Annotated in this window: 14 protein-coding genes and 4 tRNA genes; 4 read left to right on the top strand and 14 right to left on the bottom strand. The window is 55.7% G+C overall.

The window, feature by feature from the left end:
* Positions 1-7: 7 nt before the first annotated feature.
* Positions 8-97 (top strand): integrase core domain-containing protein, encoded by a 90-nt coding sequence (locus tag VF629_RS25840; protein WP_414653921.1) that lies wholly within the window; start codon positions 8-10, stop codon positions 95-97.
* A 335-nt stretch (positions 98-432) separates the two neighbouring features.
* Here the strand turns inward: VF629_RS25840 and rpoC are convergent, their stop codons facing one another.
* The 14 genes from rpoC to VF629_RS21860 form a co-directional block, all read right to left on the bottom strand.
* On the bottom strand, positions 433-4,785 hold the full coding sequence (gene rpoC / locus VF629_RS21925; protein WP_331060641.1) for a DNA-directed RNA polymerase subunit beta': 4,353 nt from the start codon (positions 4,783-4,785) through the stop codon (positions 433-435).
* Between the two features lie 391 nt (positions 4,786-5,176).
* Complete coding sequence (gene rpoB, locus VF629_RS21920) at positions 5,177-9,046, bottom strand: DNA-directed RNA polymerase subunit beta (protein WP_331060643.1); 3,870 nt, start codon at positions 9,044-9,046, stop codon at positions 5,177-5,179.
* A gap of 276 nt (positions 9,047-9,322) precedes the next feature.
* Positions 9,323-9,700: a 50S ribosomal protein L7/L12 gene (gene rplL / locus VF629_RS21915; RefSeq protein ID WP_331060640.1), complete on the bottom strand. Its 378-nt coding sequence runs from the start codon at positions 9,698-9,700 to the stop codon at positions 9,323-9,325.
* 67 nt (positions 9,701-9,767) lie between these two features.
* Positions 9,768-10,316, bottom strand: coding sequence for a 50S ribosomal protein L10 (gene rplJ / locus VF629_RS21910; protein ID WP_331060639.1), 549 nt, complete (start codon positions 10,314-10,316; stop codon positions 9,768-9,770).
* 15 nt (positions 10,317-10,331) lie between these two features.
* The gene (gene rplA, locus VF629_RS21905; protein ID WP_331060638.1) at positions 10,332-11,030 is read right to left on the bottom strand and encodes a 50S ribosomal protein L1; all 699 of its coding nucleotides are present in this window, start codon (positions 11,028-11,030) and stop codon (positions 10,332-10,334) included.
* A gap of 19 nt (positions 11,031-11,049) precedes the next feature.
* A complete protein-coding gene (rplK, locus tag VF629_RS21900) occupies positions 11,050-11,493 on the bottom strand; it encodes a 50S ribosomal protein L11 (RefSeq protein WP_046245265.1) in 444 nt (147 codons plus the stop codon).
* 121 nt (positions 11,494-11,614) lie between these two features.
* A complete protein-coding gene (nusG, locus tag VF629_RS21895; RefSeq protein ID WP_196290995.1) occupies positions 11,615-12,181 on the bottom strand; it encodes a transcription termination/antitermination protein NusG in 567 nt (188 codons plus the stop codon).
* 12 nt (positions 12,182-12,193) lie between these two features.
* Entirely contained in the window at positions 12,194-12,388 is a 195-nt protein-coding gene (secE, locus tag VF629_RS21890) for a preprotein translocase subunit SecE (protein ID WP_331060637.1), read from the bottom strand.
* Between the two features lie 62 nt (positions 12,389-12,450).
* Positions 12,451-12,521: transfer RNA gene (locus VF629_RS21885), tRNA-Trp, on the bottom strand.
* Between the two features lie 149 nt (positions 12,522-12,670).
* On the bottom strand, positions 12,671-13,861 hold the full coding sequence (gene tuf / locus VF629_RS21880) for an elongation factor Tu (protein WP_046245268.1): 1,191 nt from the start codon (positions 13,859-13,861) through the stop codon (positions 12,671-12,673).
* 169 nt (positions 13,862-14,030) lie between these two features.
* Positions 14,031-14,102: transfer RNA gene (locus tag VF629_RS21875), tRNA-Thr, on the bottom strand.
* 15 nt (positions 14,103-14,117) lie between these two features.
* Positions 14,118-14,190: transfer RNA gene (locus tag VF629_RS21870), tRNA-Gly, on the bottom strand.
* 20 nt (positions 14,191-14,210) lie between these two features.
* A tRNA-Tyr gene (locus VF629_RS21865) sits at positions 14,211-14,290 on the bottom strand.
* A 170-nt stretch (positions 14,291-14,460) separates the two neighbouring features.
* The gene (locus VF629_RS21860) at positions 14,461-17,049 is read right to left on the bottom strand and encodes a M1 family metallopeptidase (protein ID WP_331060636.1); all 2,589 of its coding nucleotides are present in this window, start codon (positions 17,047-17,049) and stop codon (positions 14,461-14,463) included.
* Positions 17,050-17,146: 97 nt separating this feature from the next.
* Between VF629_RS21860 and VF629_RS21855 the strand changes: the two genes are divergently transcribed.
* The 3 genes from VF629_RS21855 (at position 17,147) to frr (ending at position 19,155) form a co-directional block, all read left to right on the top strand.
* Complete coding sequence (locus VF629_RS21855; RefSeq protein ID WP_331060635.1) at positions 17,147-17,650, top strand: biotin/lipoyl-containing protein; 504 nt, start codon at positions 17,147-17,149, stop codon at positions 17,648-17,650.
* A gap of 48 nt (positions 17,651-17,698) precedes the next feature.
* The gene (gene pyrH / locus VF629_RS21850) at positions 17,699-18,493 is read left to right on the top strand and encodes a UMP kinase (protein ID WP_331060634.1); all 795 of its coding nucleotides are present in this window, start codon (positions 17,699-17,701) and stop codon (positions 18,491-18,493) included.
* Between the two features lie 98 nt (positions 18,494-18,591).
* Positions 18,592-19,155: a ribosome recycling factor gene (gene frr, locus VF629_RS21845; protein WP_331060633.1), complete on the top strand. Its 564-nt coding sequence runs from the start codon at positions 18,592-18,594 to the stop codon at positions 19,153-19,155.
* The last annotated feature ends 9 nt before the right edge of the window (positions 19,156-19,164 follow it).

Below are 19,164 nucleotides of genomic sequence, written 5' to 3'. Positions count from 1 at the left end.
CCAATTACTGACCGAGTGGATGCACGATTACAACACCCTGCGCCCGCATCAAGCGCTGGGGTTTTTAACCCCGATGGAATTTAAACAAGCAGCCTGACTCTGGTTTTGATTGGCCCACCAAACGGGGAAGCTTACACTACGAAAGAGTATGTTTTTCTACTGTACCAAAGAAAAACGTAGACCTTCGCGTAGGTACCAGAACGGTTGTTAGTGTCGATTTCAAGACAGATACCAGCGCAACTAATAAAGATGAGCCCGGACCCGAAACTGCCCCTTTTTAGAGCAGTCACAGTCTAATATCCATATTACGACAAGCCCCTTTCTTCTTTTACGTTCAGTAGTCTGAACTGAACCAATCATAGAAGCAAGCTAGAACAGAAAAAGCCGACCGGGTCACCCCAGTCGGCTTTTCCATTACAAACCTACGGCAGATTACTCAGCCGACACTTCGCGCTTGCCAGCACGGCTGGGGCGCTTGGCGGGAACGGCTTCGGCGGCAGTCTGGGCGGCTTGGGCAGCCTCCATCTCCTCTTTCGAGCCTACTACCTGACGCGTGTATTCGCGCAAGCCAGTACCGGCCGGGATGAGGTGACCAACGATTACGTTCTCCTTCAAGCCCAACAACTGGTCGGCCTTGCCACGGATGGCAGCTTCGCTCAGCACCTTGGTCGTCTCCTGGAAGGATGCGGCCGAGATGAACGACTGCGTACCCAACGAGGCCTGCGTGATGCCTTGCAGCGTGGGGCGCGACACGGCGGGCTGGGCATCGCGTACTTGCACGAGGGTCAGGTCGCGGCGCTTCAGGCTGCTGTTCTCGTCGCGGAGGCGACGGGCCGTCACAATCTGACCGGGCTTCAGGTTGGTCGAATCACCGGCTTCGGTCACGACTTTCATGTCGATAATCATGTCGTTCTCGGCCATGAAGATGATTTTATCAATCACCTGGTTTTCGAGGAACGACGTGTCACCGGCATCCAGAATCACAACTTTCTGCATCATCTGGCGGACTACCACTTCGATGTGCTTGTCGTTGATTTTCACACCCTGCAAGCGGTACACTTCCTGAATCTCGTTCACGAGGTACTCCTGCACGGCGCCGGGGCCCTGAATGCTCAGGATGTCCGAAGGCGTGATGGCGCCATCCGACAGCGGCATGCCGGCGCGGATGAAGTCGTTGTCCTGCACCAGAATGTGCTTCGACAGCGGCACCATGTATTTTTTCTTCACGCCGTCTTTTGACTCCACGAAGATTTCACGGTTGCCACGCTTCACGGTGCCGTAGGTTACCACGCCATCGATTTCCGATACCACAGCGGGGTTCGACGGGTTCCGGGCTTCGAAAAGCTCGGTCACACGCGGCAGACCACCGGTGATGTCGCGGGTTTTGCCCACGGAGCGAGGAATCTTGGCGAGGATGTGACCGGCCGAGATTTTGTCGCCGTTCTCCACGTTCAAGTGCGAGCCCACGGGGATGCTGTAGCCTTTCTGCCCTTCCACATCGCCTTTTTTGCCGGGGCGAACGATGATGGACGGGTTCTGGTCCTTGGCCTTCGATTCGATAATTACCTTCTCGCGGTGACCGGTCTGTTCGTCCGACTCCTCACGGAAAGTGATGCCTTCGGTGATGGCGTCAAACACCACGGTACCATCAAACTCGGCCAGAATAACGGCGTTGTAAGGGTCCCAGGTATTCAGCTCCGTCCCTTTCTCTACTTCCTGGCCTTCCGTCACGAGCATGAAAGAGCCGTACGGGACGTGGTTGGAAGTGAAGATGCGGCCGGTGCCTTTCTCCACGATGCGGATTTCGCCCGAGCGGCCCATCACCACAGCGCCCTTCACGCCTTCCGGCGTGGTGGTAGCCACGGTACGAACGTCTTCGAACTCCACCACACCGGCGAATTTGGCTTTGATGCTCGACTCAACGGCGATGTTGGAAGCCGTACCACCTACGTGGAAGGTACGCAGGGTTAGCTGCGTGCCGGGCTCACCAATCGACTGGGCGGCGATGACACCCACGGCCTCACCACGCTGCACCATGCGGCCCGAAGCCAGGTTGCGGCCGTAGCATTTGGCGCAAATACCGCGCTTGCTTTCGCAGGTCAGCACCGAGCGGATTTCTACCGACTCAATACCCGCTATGTCGATGCGACGCGTGGTGTCTTCCTTGATTTCCGAGCCGGAAGTGAGGAGCACTTCATTGGTGTTCGGGTCTACGATGTCGTGCACGGTCACGCGGCCGAGGATGCGCTCCGACAGCGGCTCCACGACGTCCTCGTTGTCTTTCAACGCGAAGGTCTCGATGCCGCGCAGGGTACCACAGTCTTGCTCGTTCACGATTACGTCCTGCGAAACGTCCACCAGACGACGGGTCAGGTAGCCGGCGTCAGCCGTCTTCAGAGCTGTGTCGGCCAGACCTTTACGGGCACCGTGGGTCGAGATGAAATACTCGATTACGTCTAGGCCTTCTTTGAAGTTCGACAGAATCGGGTTTTCGATAATCTCACCAATGGAGCCTTGCAGCGACTTCTGGGGCTTGGCCATCAGGCCACGCATCCCGCCCAACTGACGAATCTGCTCGCGCGAGCCGCGGGCTCCCGAGTGCATCATCATGTAGATGGAGTTGAAGCCCTGATTTTCTCTCTCCAGGCGGCCCATCAACGTTTCCGTAATCTGGTTGTTGATGCGCGTCCAGATGTCGATAACCTGGTTGTAACGCTCGTTGTCGGTAATCAGACCCATCTGGTAGTTCTGAGTAACGGCCTTCACGTCGTTCTGCGCTTGCAGCACCAGTTCGTCTTTCTCTTTCGGAATCTGGATATCACCGAGACCCATGCTCAAGCCGCCTTTGTAGGCCGACTGGAAACCAAGGGTCTTGATGTCGTCCAAGAACTGAGCAGTACGAGCCATGCCCGTGCGCTTGAACACCAGCGAAATGATTTGCTGAAGCTTCTTCTTGGTCAGCAGTTCGTCAACGAAACCTACTTCTTCGGGCACGAGCTGGTTGAACAGCACGCGACCGGCTACGGTCTCGACGACTTTAGTTACCAAGTCGTCATTCTCGTCGCGCACTTTGGTACGCACCTTAATGTAGGCGTGCTTCGAGAGCTGGCCTTCATTCAGGGCAATAACAACTTCCTCGTCCGAGTAGAACACACGGCCTTCGCCTTGGATGGTCTCGTTCTCGGTGCTGCGCTTGCCTTTGGTTACGTAATACAGACCCAGAACCATGTCCTGCGATGGCACCGCGATGGGTGCGCCGTTGGCAGGGTTCAGGATGTTGTGCGAGGCCAACATGAGCATGGAGGCTTCCAGAATAGCAGCAGGGCCGAGGGGCACGTGCACGGCCATCTGGTCACCGTCAAAGTCAGCGTTGAAGGCCGTACAAACGAGGGGGTGCAACTGGATAGCCTTGCCCTCGATGAGGCGCGGCTGGAACGCCTGGATGCCCAAGCGGTGAAGCGTAGGAGCACGGTTGAGGAGCACCGGGTGGCCTTTCAGCACGTTTTCCAGGATGTCCCAAACGACTGCATCCTTGCGGTCAACAATCTTTTTAGCCGATTTCACCGTCTTCACAATGCCGCGCTCGATGAGCTTGCGGATGATGAACGGCTTGAACAGCTCGGCCGCCATGTTCTTGGGCAGACCGCACTCGTGCAGCTTCAACTCAGGACCCACAACAATTACCGAACGACCCGAGTAGTCCACACGTTTACCGAGCAGGTTCTGACGGAAACGGCCCTGCTTGCCTTTCAGCATATCGGACAGCGACTTCAGGGCGCGGTTGCCTTCGGCGCGCACGGCGTTCACCTTACGCGAGTTGTCGAACAAGGAGTCAACGGCTTCCTGCAGCATGCGCTTCTCGTTCCGCAGAATCACCTCGGGCGCTTTGATTTCAATCAGGCGCTTGAGGCGGTTGTTGCGGATGATAACGCGACGGTACAGGTCGTTCAAGTCGGAAGTGGCGAAACGGCCACCGTCCAACGGCACGAGGGGACGCAGTTCCGGCGGAATCACCGGCACCATGCGGATAACCATCCACTCGGGCTTGTTCTCGATGCGGGTAGCGGCGTCGCGGAAAGCTTCCACCACGCGCAGGCGCTTCAAGGCTTCAGCCTTACGCTGCTGCGAGGTTTCGTGAGCAGCGGAGTCACGCAATGAGTAGCTCAACTCGTCCAGGTTGATGCGCTCCAGCAGCATGTGCAAGGCATCGGCACCCATGCGGGCGATGAACTTGTTGGGGTCCTCGTTGGGCAGCATCTGGTTCTCCCGGGGGAGTTTGTCGATGATGTCCAAGTATTCATCCTCGGTGAGGAAGTCGAGCACTTGCACGCCTTCCTCAGCCAGCGTACCGGGCTGAACAACGACGTACCGCTCGTAATAGATAATCTGGTCAAGCTTCTTGGTGGGCAGGCCCAGCAGGTAGCCGATTTTGTTGGGGAGCGACTTGAAGTACCAGATGTGAGCAACGGGCACCACCAGTTCGATGTGGCCCATGCGCTCCCGACGCACCTTCTTCTCGGTCACTTCCACGCCGCAACGGTCGCAGATAATGCCCTTGTAGCGGATGCGCTTGTACTTACCGCAGTGGCATTCCCAGTCCTTTACCGGACCGAAAATCCGCTCGCAGAACAAGCCACCCATCTCGGGCTTGTAGGTGCGGTAGTTGATGGTTTCAGGTTTCACAACTTCGCCGGTGCTGCGCTCCAGAATTGCTTCGGGCGAGGCCAGCGAAATGGTGACTTTGGAGAAGTCCTGAACCAGTTTCTTGTTTTTTGCGAAAGCCATTTGATTGGTTTTAAGCTGTTAGCTGTTGGCTTTGAGCTGTTTGCTTCTTCACCCTTCGCCAGAAGAGGTGCAAGAGTTCCAAACAGTTTGACACTTAGAAAAGTGCCTTTGCGGAACAGATAGGTATGTTTAGCAAAGGCACTTTCAAAAGGTCGAATTATTATATCTATCCGGCAGAACTGACCGATAAGAAGGCCTTCGATTAAGATTCGCTGGGGGGTTGATGCTGTACTGACCATATCTCGGAACAGCCCCCGCTCCTCTTTCACCGAAGCGTTTTCTCACCTTTCGTTACCAGAGTCGCTCAATCAGCGCCTCCTGTTGCCTGCCGGGTAGCAAGCGTGCTGGTTGCCGCCGAGACTTGCGCCCCGGCAGCAACCAGCGGTTCTTACTATTCCATCGTGATTTCGAGTGCCAGACCACGGAGTTCGTGGAGCAACACGTTGAACGACTCGGGGATATTCGGCTTGGGCAGAACGTCGCCTTTTACAATGGCTTCGTACGCCTTGGCGCGGCCCACCACGTCATCCGATTTCACGGTCAGGATTTCCTGGAGAACGTTGGAAGCACCGAAGGCCTCCAATGCCCACACCTCCATCTCGCCGAAGCGCTGGCCACCGAACTGCGCCTTACCACCCAGCGGTTGCTGCGTGATGAGCGAGTACGGCCCGATGGAACGAGCGTGCATCTTGTCGTCAACCAAGTGACCCAGCTTGAGCATGTAAATCACGCCCACGGTTACCGGCTGGTCGAAACGGTCGCCCGTCAAGCCATCGTGCAGGTAAGCACGGCCCCAGTCGGGCAAGCCAGCTTCGGTCAACTCACGAGCAACCTCGTCTTCGGTAGCACCGTCGAAAATCGGGGTAGCATAGGTGCGACCCATTTTCAGACCGGCCCAGCCAAGTACGGTTTCGTAAATCTGACCGATGTTCATGCGGCTTGGTACACCAAGCGGGTTGAGCACGATATCCATCGGCGTGCCGTCGGGTAGGAAGGGCATGTCCTCATCGCGCACGATGCGGGCTACCACACCTTTGTTACCGTGGCGGCCCGCCATTTTATCACCCACCTTCAGCTTGCGCTTCTTGGCGATGTAAACTTTGGCAAGCTGCACGATGCCGGCGGGCAGTTCGTCCCCCACTTCCAGGGTGAAACGCTGACGCTTGAATTTCGCGGTGATGGTGTTGCGGCGCTTGGCGTAGTTACGCACCAGCTCCAGCACCAGGCCATTCACGCGGGCATCAGCCGTCCAGCCTTCCAGAATCAGGTCCTTAAACAGGTTCACTTCTTCCGGAACGGCGTAGTTGCTTTCGTCCTTGTAAGGGTTCTTCTCGGGGAACATGCCTTCGTTGATGTTCTTGCGGTTGAACTTCACGCCCTTGGCAATCATCTCCTCGCCGAAGCGGTGTTTGATGCCCTGCGACGTTTTGCCTTCCAGCAATTGCACCAGCTTGTCAATCATGATGGCTTTCACACCACGCAGTTCCTGCGCGTAGGTCGCCTTCAGGTCTTCTACTTCCTTCTTCGACTTGGCCCGGAGGTTTTTATCTTTCTTAGGACGCGAGAAGAGTTTGGTGCCGATAACCACACCCTGCAAGGAGGGCGGCGCCTTAAGCGAAGCATCCTTCACATCGCCGGCCTTGTCGCCGAAGATGGCGCGGAGCAGCTTCTCTTCCGGAGTTGGGTCCGTCTCGCCTTTCGGCGTGATTTTACCAATCAGGATGTCGCCTTCCTTCACCTCCGCACCGAGGCGGATGATGCCGTTGTCGTCGAGGTTGCGCACGGCTTCTTCGCTCACGTTCGGGATTTCCGAAGTCAGTTCTTCTTCGCCACGCTTGGTCTCGCGCACTTCCAGCTCAAACTCCTCAATGTGAATCGAGGTAAAGATGTCGTCGCGCACCACACGCTCCGAGATGACGATGGCATCCTCGAAGTTGTATCCCTGCCACGGCATGAAGGCCACCTGCATGTTGCGGCCCAGAGCGAGTTCGCCCTGGTTGGTGCCGTAGCCTTCGCAGAGCGCCTGGCCTTTGGTCACCCGCTCGCCGCGCTTCACGAGCGGCGTCAGGTTGAGGCAGGTGTCCTGGTTGGTACGACGGAACTTGATGAGGTCATAGGTAATGCGCTCAGCGTCGAAGCTCACCATGATGTCGTCCTCCGTGAGGTCGTACTTCACCACGATTTTGTTGGCGTCAACGTAGTCAATTACGCCTTCGCCTTCCGACATAATCAGGGTACGCGAGTCGCTGGCAATGCGGCCTTCCAGACCCGTGCCCACAATCGGAGCCTCAGGACGAAGAAGAGGAACTGCTTGGCGTTGCATGTTCGAGCCCATCAGTGCACGGTTGGCGTCATCGTGCTCTAGGAACGGAATCAGCGAAGCAGCTACCGATACAATCTGGTTCGGGGCCACGTCCATATAGGAGTACTCCGAAGGATTCACCACGGGGAAGTCACCTTCAAAACGGCCTTTCACCAGCTCCTGGGTCAGGTTGCCACCCTCATCCAGCAGGGAGTTAGCCTGCGCGATGTGGTGGGTGTCCTCTTCCTCAGCAGTCAGGAACTTCACGTTCTCGCTCATGTCCACCTTGCCGCCTTTCACGTCGCGGTAAGGTGTCTCGATGAAGCCCATCGAGTTAACCCGAGCGTGCACGCAAAGCGACGAAATCAGACCAATGTTCGGTCCTTCCGGCGTTTCGATGGTGCACAGACGGCCGTAGTGGGTATAGTGAACGTCACGTACTTCGAAACCAGCGCGCTCACGCGACAGACCTCCCGGCCCGAGTGCCGATACGCGACGCTTGTGCGTCACTTCAGCCAGCGGGTTGGTTTGGTCCATGAACTGCGACAGCTGGTTCGTACCGAAGAATGAGTTGATAACGCTCGACAGCGTACGGGCATTAATCAGGTCAACCGGCTTGAAGTCCTCGTTGTCACGCACGTTCATGCGCTCCTTGATGGTACGCGCCATACGGGCCAGACCCACGCCGAACTGGGCGTAGAGCTGCTCCCCTACCGTGCGCACACGACGATTGCTCAAGTGGTCAATGTCATCGACAATGGCCTTGGAGTTGATGAGGCCAATCAGATACTTCACGATGAGAACAATGTCCTCATTGGTCAGCACCCGCGACTCCTGCTCCATGCCAATCTGCAGCTTCTTGTTAATCCGGTAGCGACCAACCTCGCCGAGGTCGTAGCGCTTGTCCGAGAAGAACAGCTTCTGGATGATATCACGAGCAGTTTCTTCGTCCGGAGCCTCCGTGTTACGGAGCTGGCGGTAAATCTGCTCAACAGCTTCTTTCTCCGAGTTGGAGTTGTCCTTTTGCAGCGTGTTGTAGATAATTGCGAAGTCCGCAATGTTCACGTTCTCACGGTGCAGGATTACCGACTTAGCGCCGGCCTCCAAAATCACGTCGATGTCAGCGTCCTCAATCGTGGCATCGCGCTCCAGCAACACTTCGTTGCGGTCGATAGATACCACTTCGCCGGTGTCCTCGTCCACGAAGTCTTCCGTCCAGGTGCGCAGCACCCGGGCAGCCAGCTTGCGGCCCACCACTTTCTTGAGGTTTTTCTTATCAGCCTTAACCTCCTCCGACAGCCCGAACAGGTCGAGAATGTCTTTGTCGGTGCCGTAGCCGATGGCGCGAAGCAGGGTCGTAACCGGGAATTTCTTCTTCCGGTCGATGTACGCGTACATCACGTTGTTCACGTCCGTGGCAAATTCAATCCACGAACCTTTGAACGGGATAATCCGGGCCGAATACAGCTTGGTACCGTTCGTGTGCTTGCTCTGGGCGAAGAATACGCCCGGCGAGCGGTGCAGCTGCGATACGATAACGCGCTCGGCGCCGTTGATAACGAACGAGCCCTTCACGGTCATGTAAGGGATGTTCCCAAGGAACACCTCCTGCTCAATCGTCTCGAAGTCTTCGTTGTCCTTATCATTGCAAATCAACCGGAGCTTGGCCTTCAGCGGAACCGAGTAAGTCAGGCCACGGTCGATGCACTCGTCAACCGAATATTTCGGCGGGTCGACGTGATAATCGATAAAGTTGAGCACGAAATTTTCGCGCGAATCCGAAATCGGGAAGTTCTCGGCAAACACTTTGAACAATCCCTCGTTAGAACGACGCTCAGCAGCGGTTTCTAACTGGAAGAATTCCTGGAACGAGCGAACTTGCACGTCCAGGAAGTCCGGATATTCAATAACCTTCTTAATCTTGGCGAAATTGATTCGCTCGGCGGCCGTTTTCTTCAGGGCAGCCGTCGTTGCTTTCGGTGTAGCCAATGCGTTGGGGATTAAAAGATGGACACAGAAGCGTAATAAAGGAAGCCAGGGTGGTGGCCGGTCAGCACTACGAAGCGGGGCCTCGCATTCCTTAACGCACTAATAAACAGTGACGTTAGCTGACGCAAAGAAGCGCGAACTAAAAAGCTCGCGCTTTTGACACACTACAAACAGGAAAAGACCTGGCTAAGTTGCCAGGTCTAATCCTTATTTGAAGCGGGTCCAGAGATGCTTCAGGAGCAGAAATTACTTAACCTCTACTTCAGCACCGGCTTCTTCGAGCTGCTTCTTCAGCGACTCAGCCTCGTCTTTGGTTACGCCTTCTTTCAGGGGCTTGGGAGCACCGTCAACCAGTTCTTTGGCTTCTTTCAAGCCAAGGCCGGTCAGGTCTTTCACCAGTTTCACAACAGCCAGTTTAGCGCCACCGGCAGCCTTCAGGATAACGTCGAACGACGTCTTTTCCTCAGGAGCTTCTTCGGTTGCAGCAGGACCAGCAGGACCAGCTACCACAGCAGCAGCAGCAGGCTCGATGCCGTACTCGTCCTTCAGGATGCCTGCCAATTCGTTTACTTCTTTCACCGTCAGGTTTACGAGCTGCTCAGCGAATGCTTTCAAATCTGCCATTTCTGTAGATTGTTAAAAAAATGTTTGTTGAAAATTTATTGTTGAAGTCGAAAAAGAGAAGTGGCGCTTAGGCGGCCTCTTTTTCGGAAAGCGTTTTGAGGATACCGGCCAGTTTGTTGCCGCCGCTCGACAGAGCAGAGATAACGTTCTTGGCGGGCGACTGGAGCAGGCCGATGAGTTCACCGAGCAGTTCCTGTTTGCCTTTGATGGTAGTCAGACCTTCGAGCTGTTCGGAACCGATGTAGATGCTGGCATCCACATAAGCGCCTTTCAGCACGGGCTTCGGCGTAACGCCGCGGCCGTAAGCCTGAGCCTTATAGAAGTCACGCAGCATTTTGGCAGGAGCCGAACCGCTCTCCGTAGAGAACAGCACGCCCGACTGGCCTTTCAGCGCGGCATCCATTTCCGACGTGTCGTGGCCGAGGGTGTCCAGTGCTTTCCGGATGAAGGTGTTTTTGTACACCTTGTATTCCAGGCCGCGGTTGAACGCCAGGCGACGGAAGTCGTTGATTTTCGCTACCGACATTACCGAAGCATCGACAATGTAGAACGAGTTGTGCGATTGCATCTTTCCGCTCAACTCATCCACGAGGGCTTGTTTTTCTTCCCGGGTCATGTTTGGTTGGTTTAATTAGCTAGCGGAATTTACTTGGCTGTCCACCGGAACGGCGGGCGACATCGTGCTCGAGAGCGTGATGCTCTTGATGTAAGTACCTTTTGAAGACGAAGGCTTCAGGCGACCCAACGTCTGGATTACTTCCAGGGCGTTTTCGGCCAGCATGCTCGGCTCGAACGATACTTTACCAACCGAGCAGTGAATGATACCGGTTTTGTCAACTTTGAAGTCGATTTTACCAGCTTTCACTTCCTGCACAGCCTTGGCTACGTCGGTCGTTACGGTGCCCGACTTCGGGTTCGGCATCAGACCACGGGGACCGAGCACACGGCCCAGGCGACCTACCTTAGCCATTACGGCGGGCATGGTGATGATTACGTCGATGTCGGTCCAGCCTTTCTCGATTTTCGAGATATAGTCGTCCAGACCCACGAAGTCGGCGCCGGCGGCCAGAGCTTCGGCCTCCTTGTCGGGAGTAACCAGAGCCAGAACGCGAACGGTTTTGCCGGTGCCGTGGGGCAGGGTGGCCACGCCACGAACCATCTGGTCCGCTTTGCGGGGGTCCACACCCAGGCGAACGTCAATATCTACTGAAGCGTCAAACTTGGTGTAGGTAATGTCCTTCACCACGATTGCGGCTTCCACGAGGCTGCGCATTTGCGTCAGGTCGTGTTTGGCAAGGGCTTCCTTGCGCTTTTTGCTTACTTGTGCCATCTGTTCGTTCTCCGTTTAATTATTCAGCAAAAGGAGAGTCGCCCTTGATGGTAATACCCATGCTGCGGGCCGTACCTGCCACCTGCTTCATGGCTGCTTCCACCTTGAAGGCGTTCAGGTCAACCATTTTAGTTTCGGCGATGGTGCGTACTTGGTCCCACGTCACGGAGCCCACTTTGTTACGGTTCGGCTCTTTCGAACCGCTCTGCAACTTGGCAGCTTCCATGAGCAACACCGGAGCCGGTGCCGTCTTCACCACGAAGTCGAACGACTTGTCGGTGTACATGGTGATGAGTACAGGACAAACTTGGCCGGCTTTATCTTGGGTGCGAGCATTGAACTGCTTGCAAAACTCCATGATGTTCAAGCCTTTGCTACCAAGTGCAGGTCCTACCGGCGGCGAAGGGTTCGCGGCGCCTCCCTTTATCTGCAGACGCAGATAACCTCTGATTTCTTTGGCCATTGTTGTTGTAAGGCTGCGGCTCCTACGTCGTAACTCGTACTCGCCTCAGTTGTATAAAACTCCTGTTTGGAAGCCCCGCCGACCCGGAGCAATTAGTCGGCGTGGTATAATCGAGAGAGGATTACACCTCTTTTTCTACTTGGGTATAGCTGAGTTCCACCGGCTGTGAACGGCCGAAAATCTTCACAACTACATTAAGCTTCTTACGCTCTTCAAATACTTCGTCCACATTACCAGAGAAGCCGTTGAACGGACCATCCACCACTTTCACGAGCTCGCCCACTACGTAAGGCTTGTCGAGAGTCGCGTCGGCTTGCTGTTCGGCTTCATCCACGATGCCGAGGATGCGATTCACTTCCGAAATGTGCAGCGGGACGGGTTTGTTGTTCGTTGCGTCCTTCTTGTCTTTGTCGCCGAGGAAACCAATCACGCCAGGCGTGCTGGTGATGATGTGGTCAACTTCACCGTGGCCGAGGTCAGCGTGGATGATGATGTAACCGGGGTAGAGGTTACGCTCGCGGACGCGCTTCTTGCCGTTGCGCATCTCGAATACCTTCTCCACCGGAATCAGTACCTGCGGAACAAGCTCGGTCAGGTTGTGCCGGCCGAGCTCCGTTTCGAGGTAATTTTTGGCTTTCTTTTCCTGGCCGCTCACTGAGCGAACCACGTACCATTTCAATTCGCCCATCTTAGTTGCTGATTAGCGAAACGAGTTATAAAACGCTTTGAGGATTGACTCAAAGCTGACGTCCATTACACCTACCACGACGGCAAACACGAGCGAACCAATCAGCACGAGGCCGGCGCTCTTCTGCAGTTCCGTCGTCGAGGGCCACGTTACATTGTAACGCATTTCCTCAATGGTGGTGCGGAAATAATTGCTCAGTTTGTCCATTGTGATAAGAAACACAGCGTTACCGCTGGAATAACATGGAGCGGGCCAATTGGCCCAGATTGCACGAGTGGAGAGATTCGAACTCCCATCAAAGGTTTTGGAGACCTCTATTCTACCCTTGAACTACACTCGTGTTTAAACATTCCCGGTTAGCGCATTTCGCCAAAGGGAGTGCAAAGGTAAGAGAAACAGCGGACAAAACAAATATGCCTTTCTGTTTCAGCGTAAAAAAGCCGCTCCCGAGAACACGAGAGCGGCTTTTTTTACTGATTAAGCCGGAGCTTAGTCGAGAACTTCGGTTACCTGACCGGCACCTACCGTACGGCCACCCTCACGGATAGCGAAACGGAGGCCTTTCTCCATTGCCACCTTGTTGATGAGCTCAACAGTGATGGTGATGTTGTCGCCGGGCATTACCATTTCAACGCCCTCAGGGAGGGAGATGATGCCGGTAACGTCGGTGGTACGCAGGTAGAACTGCGGACGGTAGTTGTTGAAGAACGGCGTGTGACGGCCACCTTCCTCTTTCGAGAGAACGTAGACCTCTGCCTTGAACTTCTGGTGAGGAGTTACCGAGCCGGGCTTGCAGATAACCATGCCGCGACGGATGGCTTCTTTTTCAATACCGCGGAGCAGCAGACCTACGTTGTCACCAGCTTCGCCACGGTCGAGGATTTTGCGGAACATTTCCACACCCGTAACCGTCGACTTCAAGCCGGCAGCAGCGCCCATGCCCAAGATGTCAACTTGCTCACCCGAGTTGATGATGCCGCGCTCGATACGACCAGTAGCAACAGTGCCACGGCCAGTAATCGAGAACACGTCCTCAACAGGCATCAGGAAGGGCAGGTCGGTCAGACGAGCAGGAATCGGAATGAACGAGTCAACCGCGTCCATCAGCTCGTTGATTTTGGGAACCCAGTTGGCATCGCCGTTCAGGCCGCCGAGGGCCGAGCCCTGGATAACCGGAATGTTGTCGCCGTCGAAGTCGTAGAACGAGAGGAGTTCGCGGATTTCCATTTCCACCAGCTCGAGGAGCTCGGGGTCATCCACCATGTCCACTTTGTTCATGAACACCACCAGCTGGGGAACACCTACCTGACGAGCGAGCAGGATGTGCTCACGGGTCTGGGGCATCGGGCCGTCGGTAGCAGCTACCACGAGGATAGCGCCGTCCATTTGGGCAGCACCCGTTACCATGTTCTTCACGTAGTCGGCGTGACCGGGGCAGTCAACGTGGGCGTAGTGACGGTTCTTGGTGGAGTACTCTACGTGAGCGGTGTTGATAGTGATACCACGCTCTTTTTCTTCGGGGGCGTTGTCAATCGAAGAGAAGTCACGCTTTTCGGCCAAGCCCTGGTTTGCCAACACCATGGTGATAGCAGCGGTCAGGGTGGTCTTGCCGTGGTCGACGTGGCCGATGGTACCGATGTTTACGTGCGGCTTGGACCGGTCGAAATTTTCTTTAGCCATTGTAAAGAGTAAAAAAAGAGGTGGTGAAGTGAATTTGAAGGTAAAATCGGACCTACAACAAGAAAGCGAGACCCAGCCCCTACTGTAATAGAAAACTGTGCGTCGCTTGCCTGAGAGAACCGCGCCGGCTGCCTGAAGATTCAGAAAGCTGGACTTTAGTTATAACCTGAGCCATTTATGGGATTTGAACCCATGACCTCTTCCTTACCAAGGAAGTGCTCTACCACTGAGCTAAAACGGCTTATTCTAAAATATGAGCGGGAGACGAGGTTCGAACCCGCGACCTGCAGCTTGGAAGGCTGCCGCTCTACCAACTGAGCTACTCCCGCAGATGGCATTGTGTATAAAGTGGGGGTAACAGGACTCGAACCTATGAACCCGAAGGAGGTGAGTTACAGTCACCCGCAATTGCCGCTATGCGATACCCCCAAATTTGGTGCTTTTCGGCCGATTGCTGAGAAGCGAGACCCTTGCGTTTCACTATTGCCGAAGCAGTAGTGTTTCGTAAGGAGTCGCAAAATTAAGGCTTTTCTGACACTGGGCAAGCAATGCCACAAAAAAAGGTTCGTATTTTTTGCGAAAAATGCCTGTATGTGCTCTTACATAAGGTTATAAAAAGCCTTGAGCCGGTCATCAGTTTCTTTCTCCCGGATATTTTGCAGCGTGGCCTTGAGGTTAGGGGTTGTGGGCATGAGAAGCGCTAAGCCGCGGTAAGCACCCAATCGAATTTCGTAGCGCGGCGCATTGCGCGCATACTCTTCGAGCACTTTGATGCCTTTGTCGCGCTCAACGGGCGGTATATGCGTCATGAGGGTGCCGAAGGACTGGAAGTAGGCGTAGAGGTCGGCTTCGGCCACATCAGGTAAGCGGCGCAAGAACCACTGGTACTGGTCGAGGCCGCCGTTGAGGGCATAATAGTTGGCCACGGCAATAAGGAGCGGGCCGCTGGTCGTGTTATCGATGGCAGCAATTTGCTGACGGGTATTGACGTCCGGCTTCTTGGCCAATACCTCAACCGCCGCCGCCGCCACCAGTGCCGAACTGTCCTTTACCGCAGCGCCATAAATGGCGCTGTAGTTCCCATCGGAAAAGCTGGATAGTGTGTTGATGGCTTGGGCCCGGACCCGAGAGTTGGGGTCGTTGGCGGCGACGCGCTGAATATCCTTGCGCATGCCTTCCGGCTCAGGGCCACGGTAGCGACGCAGATGGTCGAGCGCGATGCGGCGCACGTTCCAGAATTTATCGTTGAGGGCGTTGCGCATCAGGCTGCTCACGGCCATCTCAGAAGTCTTGTTCTGAAGAAGGTCCAACACCTCGGATTTTTGCTGGTAGCTCTGGGCGTGATAGAATTGAAATGCCAATTCGTCGGTTGTGCGTTCCTCCTCTATTTGCGCCAACAATTGGCTCTCGTTGTCAAATTTGACCAAGCTGGGCTTTTGACTGGCGGGCAGCGTAAACGTTTGTTCGGCTTTGGTGATGGTGATGCGGTGCTCGGTGGGCTGGTTGCCGTTTGTCCAGATGGCCACGGTGACGGGCAACCTAAAAAGGGGCTGAAACACGGTGTCCTGCACCTGCCGCACATGCAGGGCCACTTGGCCGTTGGCGTACGTGTGGGTGACGCGCAGTTCGGGGTGCCCGCGCTGCAAGAACCATTGGTTGAAAAACCACATCAAGTCTTCGCCGGTCGTTTCCTCAAAGGCAGTGCGCAGTTTCGAAATTTCGACTGGCGTCTGCTTGTTCTGGGTGAGGTAGCGGTTTAGCGAAGCGAAGAAGGCTTCGTCGCCGACGTATTTGCGGAGCATGTGCAATACGCGCCCGCCCTTGTCGTAGGAGTGGCGGTCGAACATGTCTTCGCGGTTGTTGTAGCGGTATCGGATGAGGGGCTCGCGCTTGCTTTGGGCCTCCTCTATGTAGTTGTTGAGCTTGATTTCCTGTACTAGGCTGGCTTCGTCGGGCCCGTATTTGTGCTCGGCCCACAGCAGCTCAGAGTAGTCAGCAAATGATTCATTCAGGGGGAGGTTGGACCACGACTCGCTCGTAACATAGTCGCCAAACCAGTGGTGAAACAGCTCGTGCGCAATGGTGGACTCGCCGCTTTGGTAGTTGGCGTCCAGCAACTCGCGGCGCGTGGCCTGAATGCTGCTGCCGTGGGTGGTGGCCGTGGTGTTTTCCATGGCACCGCTCACGTAGTCGCGTACGGCCACTTGCGCATACTTATCCCACGGGTATTCCACGCCTAATTTCTTGGAGAAGAAGTCCAGCATTTCGGGGGTGTGGCCGAAGACGGCGCGGGCGGTGCCGGCGTATTGCGGCTCCACGTAATAGTCTACTAGCTTGCCGTGCCACGAGTCGTTCACCACCGCAAAGTCGCCCACCACCATCGTGGCCAAATAGGGTGCGTGGGGCTGCGCAAGCTTCCAGGTGTCGGTGCGGGTGCCGTCGGCGTTGGCTTTGGATGAGGTCAGGGTGCCGTTGGAAAGCGTTTTGAACTGCTTCTCCACCGTCATACTGATTTCCTGCGTCATGCGCTGGTTGGGCTTGTCGATGGTGGGAAACCAGCACGAACTGGCTTCGGTCTCGCCTTGCGTCCAGATTTGACGAGGTTTGTTTTTCTCCGTCCCGAGTGGGTTAATGAAGTACAAGCCTTTGTCGGAACGAATGGCGGCCGAACCGCCCTGGGGCAATTCGTTGGGCTTGGCCACGTACACGATGCGCACCTGGTAGGGCGTGGTGCGCGGGTAGGCCCGGTCGAGGGCAATGACCAGCTTGCGCCGGTTGTAGTTGTAGTTCAAGTTTCGGTTCTTCTTCTCCCCCACTAGTTCGACCTTTTGGATGTCGAAGCCCTTTGCGTCGAGAGATATCTCGGACTGTGGGTAAAAATGCGAGCGCAGCGTGAGCACCGCCGTGCCGAGCAGATACTGCTTTTTGTAGTCGAAGCGCACGTCCAGTTTGGTGTCGACGACGTCGGTAAGAATGGTGGCAGCGGGCTGGACGGGTGCATCGGCGGGTAGCCAGGAAGGCACTACCAAGCCCGTGGAGACCGGCGCGGGCGCCGGGGCCGACGCTGCTTTTTTGTGCACTGCACCTTTGGGCGTAGTCTTGCCGGCACCGCGCGTAGGGGCTTGGGCGACAGCTAGCAACTGCACAAACAACAACAGGCTGGTAACGCCTGGAACCAGATACTTCATGCCGGCAAGTACGGGCGAAAAACGCCTCAATTTCCGAATTAATTTGAGATTTGGGCTACCTTTAACCCCCGCTCCCCTCCCACCCTATTTGCTTCAGATGCTTCAAATCAGCACCGGCCCCGACCAGCTTTGGGAAGTTGACTACCGCGCCGCCGACACTATTACGCTCAACGGACAGCCTTTTGCCTGGGACATCGCAGACTTGGGCGAGGGGCGCTACCACGTGCTTTTCCAAGGTCGCTCGTATAACGCCGAAGTTGTTTCGGTGGATTATACGGCCAAAAATATTGTGCTGAAGCTGAACGGCCAGCGCGTGGAGCTTGCCGCAAAAGACCGGTTCGACTTATTGCTCGAACGCTTGGGCATGAGCAACGCCGCGGCCACGAAAGTGAACGAACTAAAGGCCCCGATGCCTGGTCTGATTGTAGACATTCGGGTGACGCCCGGCCAAACCGTGCAGAAGGGCGACCCGTTGCTGGTACTCGAAGCCATGAAAATGGAGAACATTCTGAAAGCCCCCACCGACGGCATTGTGGGCAGCCTCAAGGTGAACTTGCGCGACAACGTGCAAAAAGGCCAAGTGCTGGTGCAGTTCTCGTAACTACTAGCCGGGGGCCGCTATTCCTTTGACAAACTCAACCCTTCCAACTTGAAATACAACCGCATTCTCCTCAAGCTCAGCGGCGAGTCGCTGATGGGCCAGCAGCAGTACGGCATCGACGCCGAGCGGCTGATGCAGTACGCCTCCGAAATTAAGTCCGTGGCCGCCTCTGGCGTACAAGTGGCCGTCGTGATTGGCGGCGGCAACATTTACCGCGGCGTGGAGTCGGTGGCTTTTGGCCTCGACCGCGTGCAGGGCGACTACATGGGCATGCTGGCCACCGTCATCAACTCCATGGCCTTGCAAAGCGCCCTCGAAAAGCTGGAAGTGAGCACCCGCCTCCTTTCGGGCCTCACCATTCAGCGGGTGTGCGAGCCCTACATCCGGCGGCGGGCAGTGCGCCATTTGGAGAAGGGCCGCGTGGTGATTTTTGGGGCGGGCATTGGCTCCCCATATTTCACTACGGACTCGGCTGCTTCGTTGCGGGCCATTGAGATTGAGGCCGACGTGGTGCTGAAAGGCACGCGCGTGGATGGCATTTATACGGCCGACCCGGAAAAGGACCCCACTGCCACCCGGTACACCGAAATCACGTTTGACGAGGTGCTGAACAAGAATTTGAACGTGATGGACATGACGGCTTTCACGCTTTGCAAGGAGAATAATTTGCCCATCATCGTGTTCGACATGAATACGCCCGGCAACCTGGAGCGCTTGCTTAACGGCGAGGCCATGGGCACCTTGGTTAGCGATGGTGGCAGCCGCGACGGCCACAAGCCTACGCTAGACCCCATCAACAGCCTGCTTCAGCCGCTGGTGGGCAAACTGCCGGAACAAGCGTAATTCTTATGTTGTCAGTTGCTAGTTGTCAGTTGTTAGTTTGTACTGAAAACTGGTAGCCGGCCTAACAACTGACAACCAATAACTGACAACCAAACAAAATGGACGAAGAAATTCAGTTTTACCTTGATGAGCTTGCCGAGTCGATGGGCAAGGCACTGGCGCACGTGAACGTGGAAATGAGCCGCATTCGGGCGGGCAAGGCGTCGCCCGCGATGCTCGATGGCTTGCGGGTGGACTACTACGGCACGCCCACGCCGGTGAGCCAGGTGGCGACCATTACGGCTCCCGACGCGCGTTCGCTGCTCATCAAGCCTTGGGAGAAAAACATGGTGGGCGAGATTAGCAAGGCCATCAAGAACAGCGACCTCGGCCTCAACCCGGTTTCGGATGCCGATGGTGTGCGGCTCAACATTCCGGCCATGACGGAAGAGCGGCGCCGGGAACTGGTGAAACAAGCCAAAAACGAATCGGAAGCCGGCAAAGTACGGGTACGCGGCATTCGCAAGGATGTGAACGAAGCCCTGCGGAAGCTGCTGAAAGAGGGTGCTTCGGAAGACGCCATCAAATCGGCCGAAGAAAAAGTGCAGAAGACCACCGATACTTACATTGCTGAGGTTGAGAAGACGCTCAGCAAAAAGGAAACGGAAATTATGACCATCTGATTTGGTCAG

The sequence above is a fragment of the Hymenobacter sp. genome (assembly GCF_036388155.1).
GTDB lineage: Bacteria > Bacteroidota > Bacteroidia > Cytophagales > Hymenobacteraceae > Hymenobacter.
Note: the sequence above shows the minus strand (reverse complement) of the source record. Positions and strands in the feature narration are given on the sequence as shown.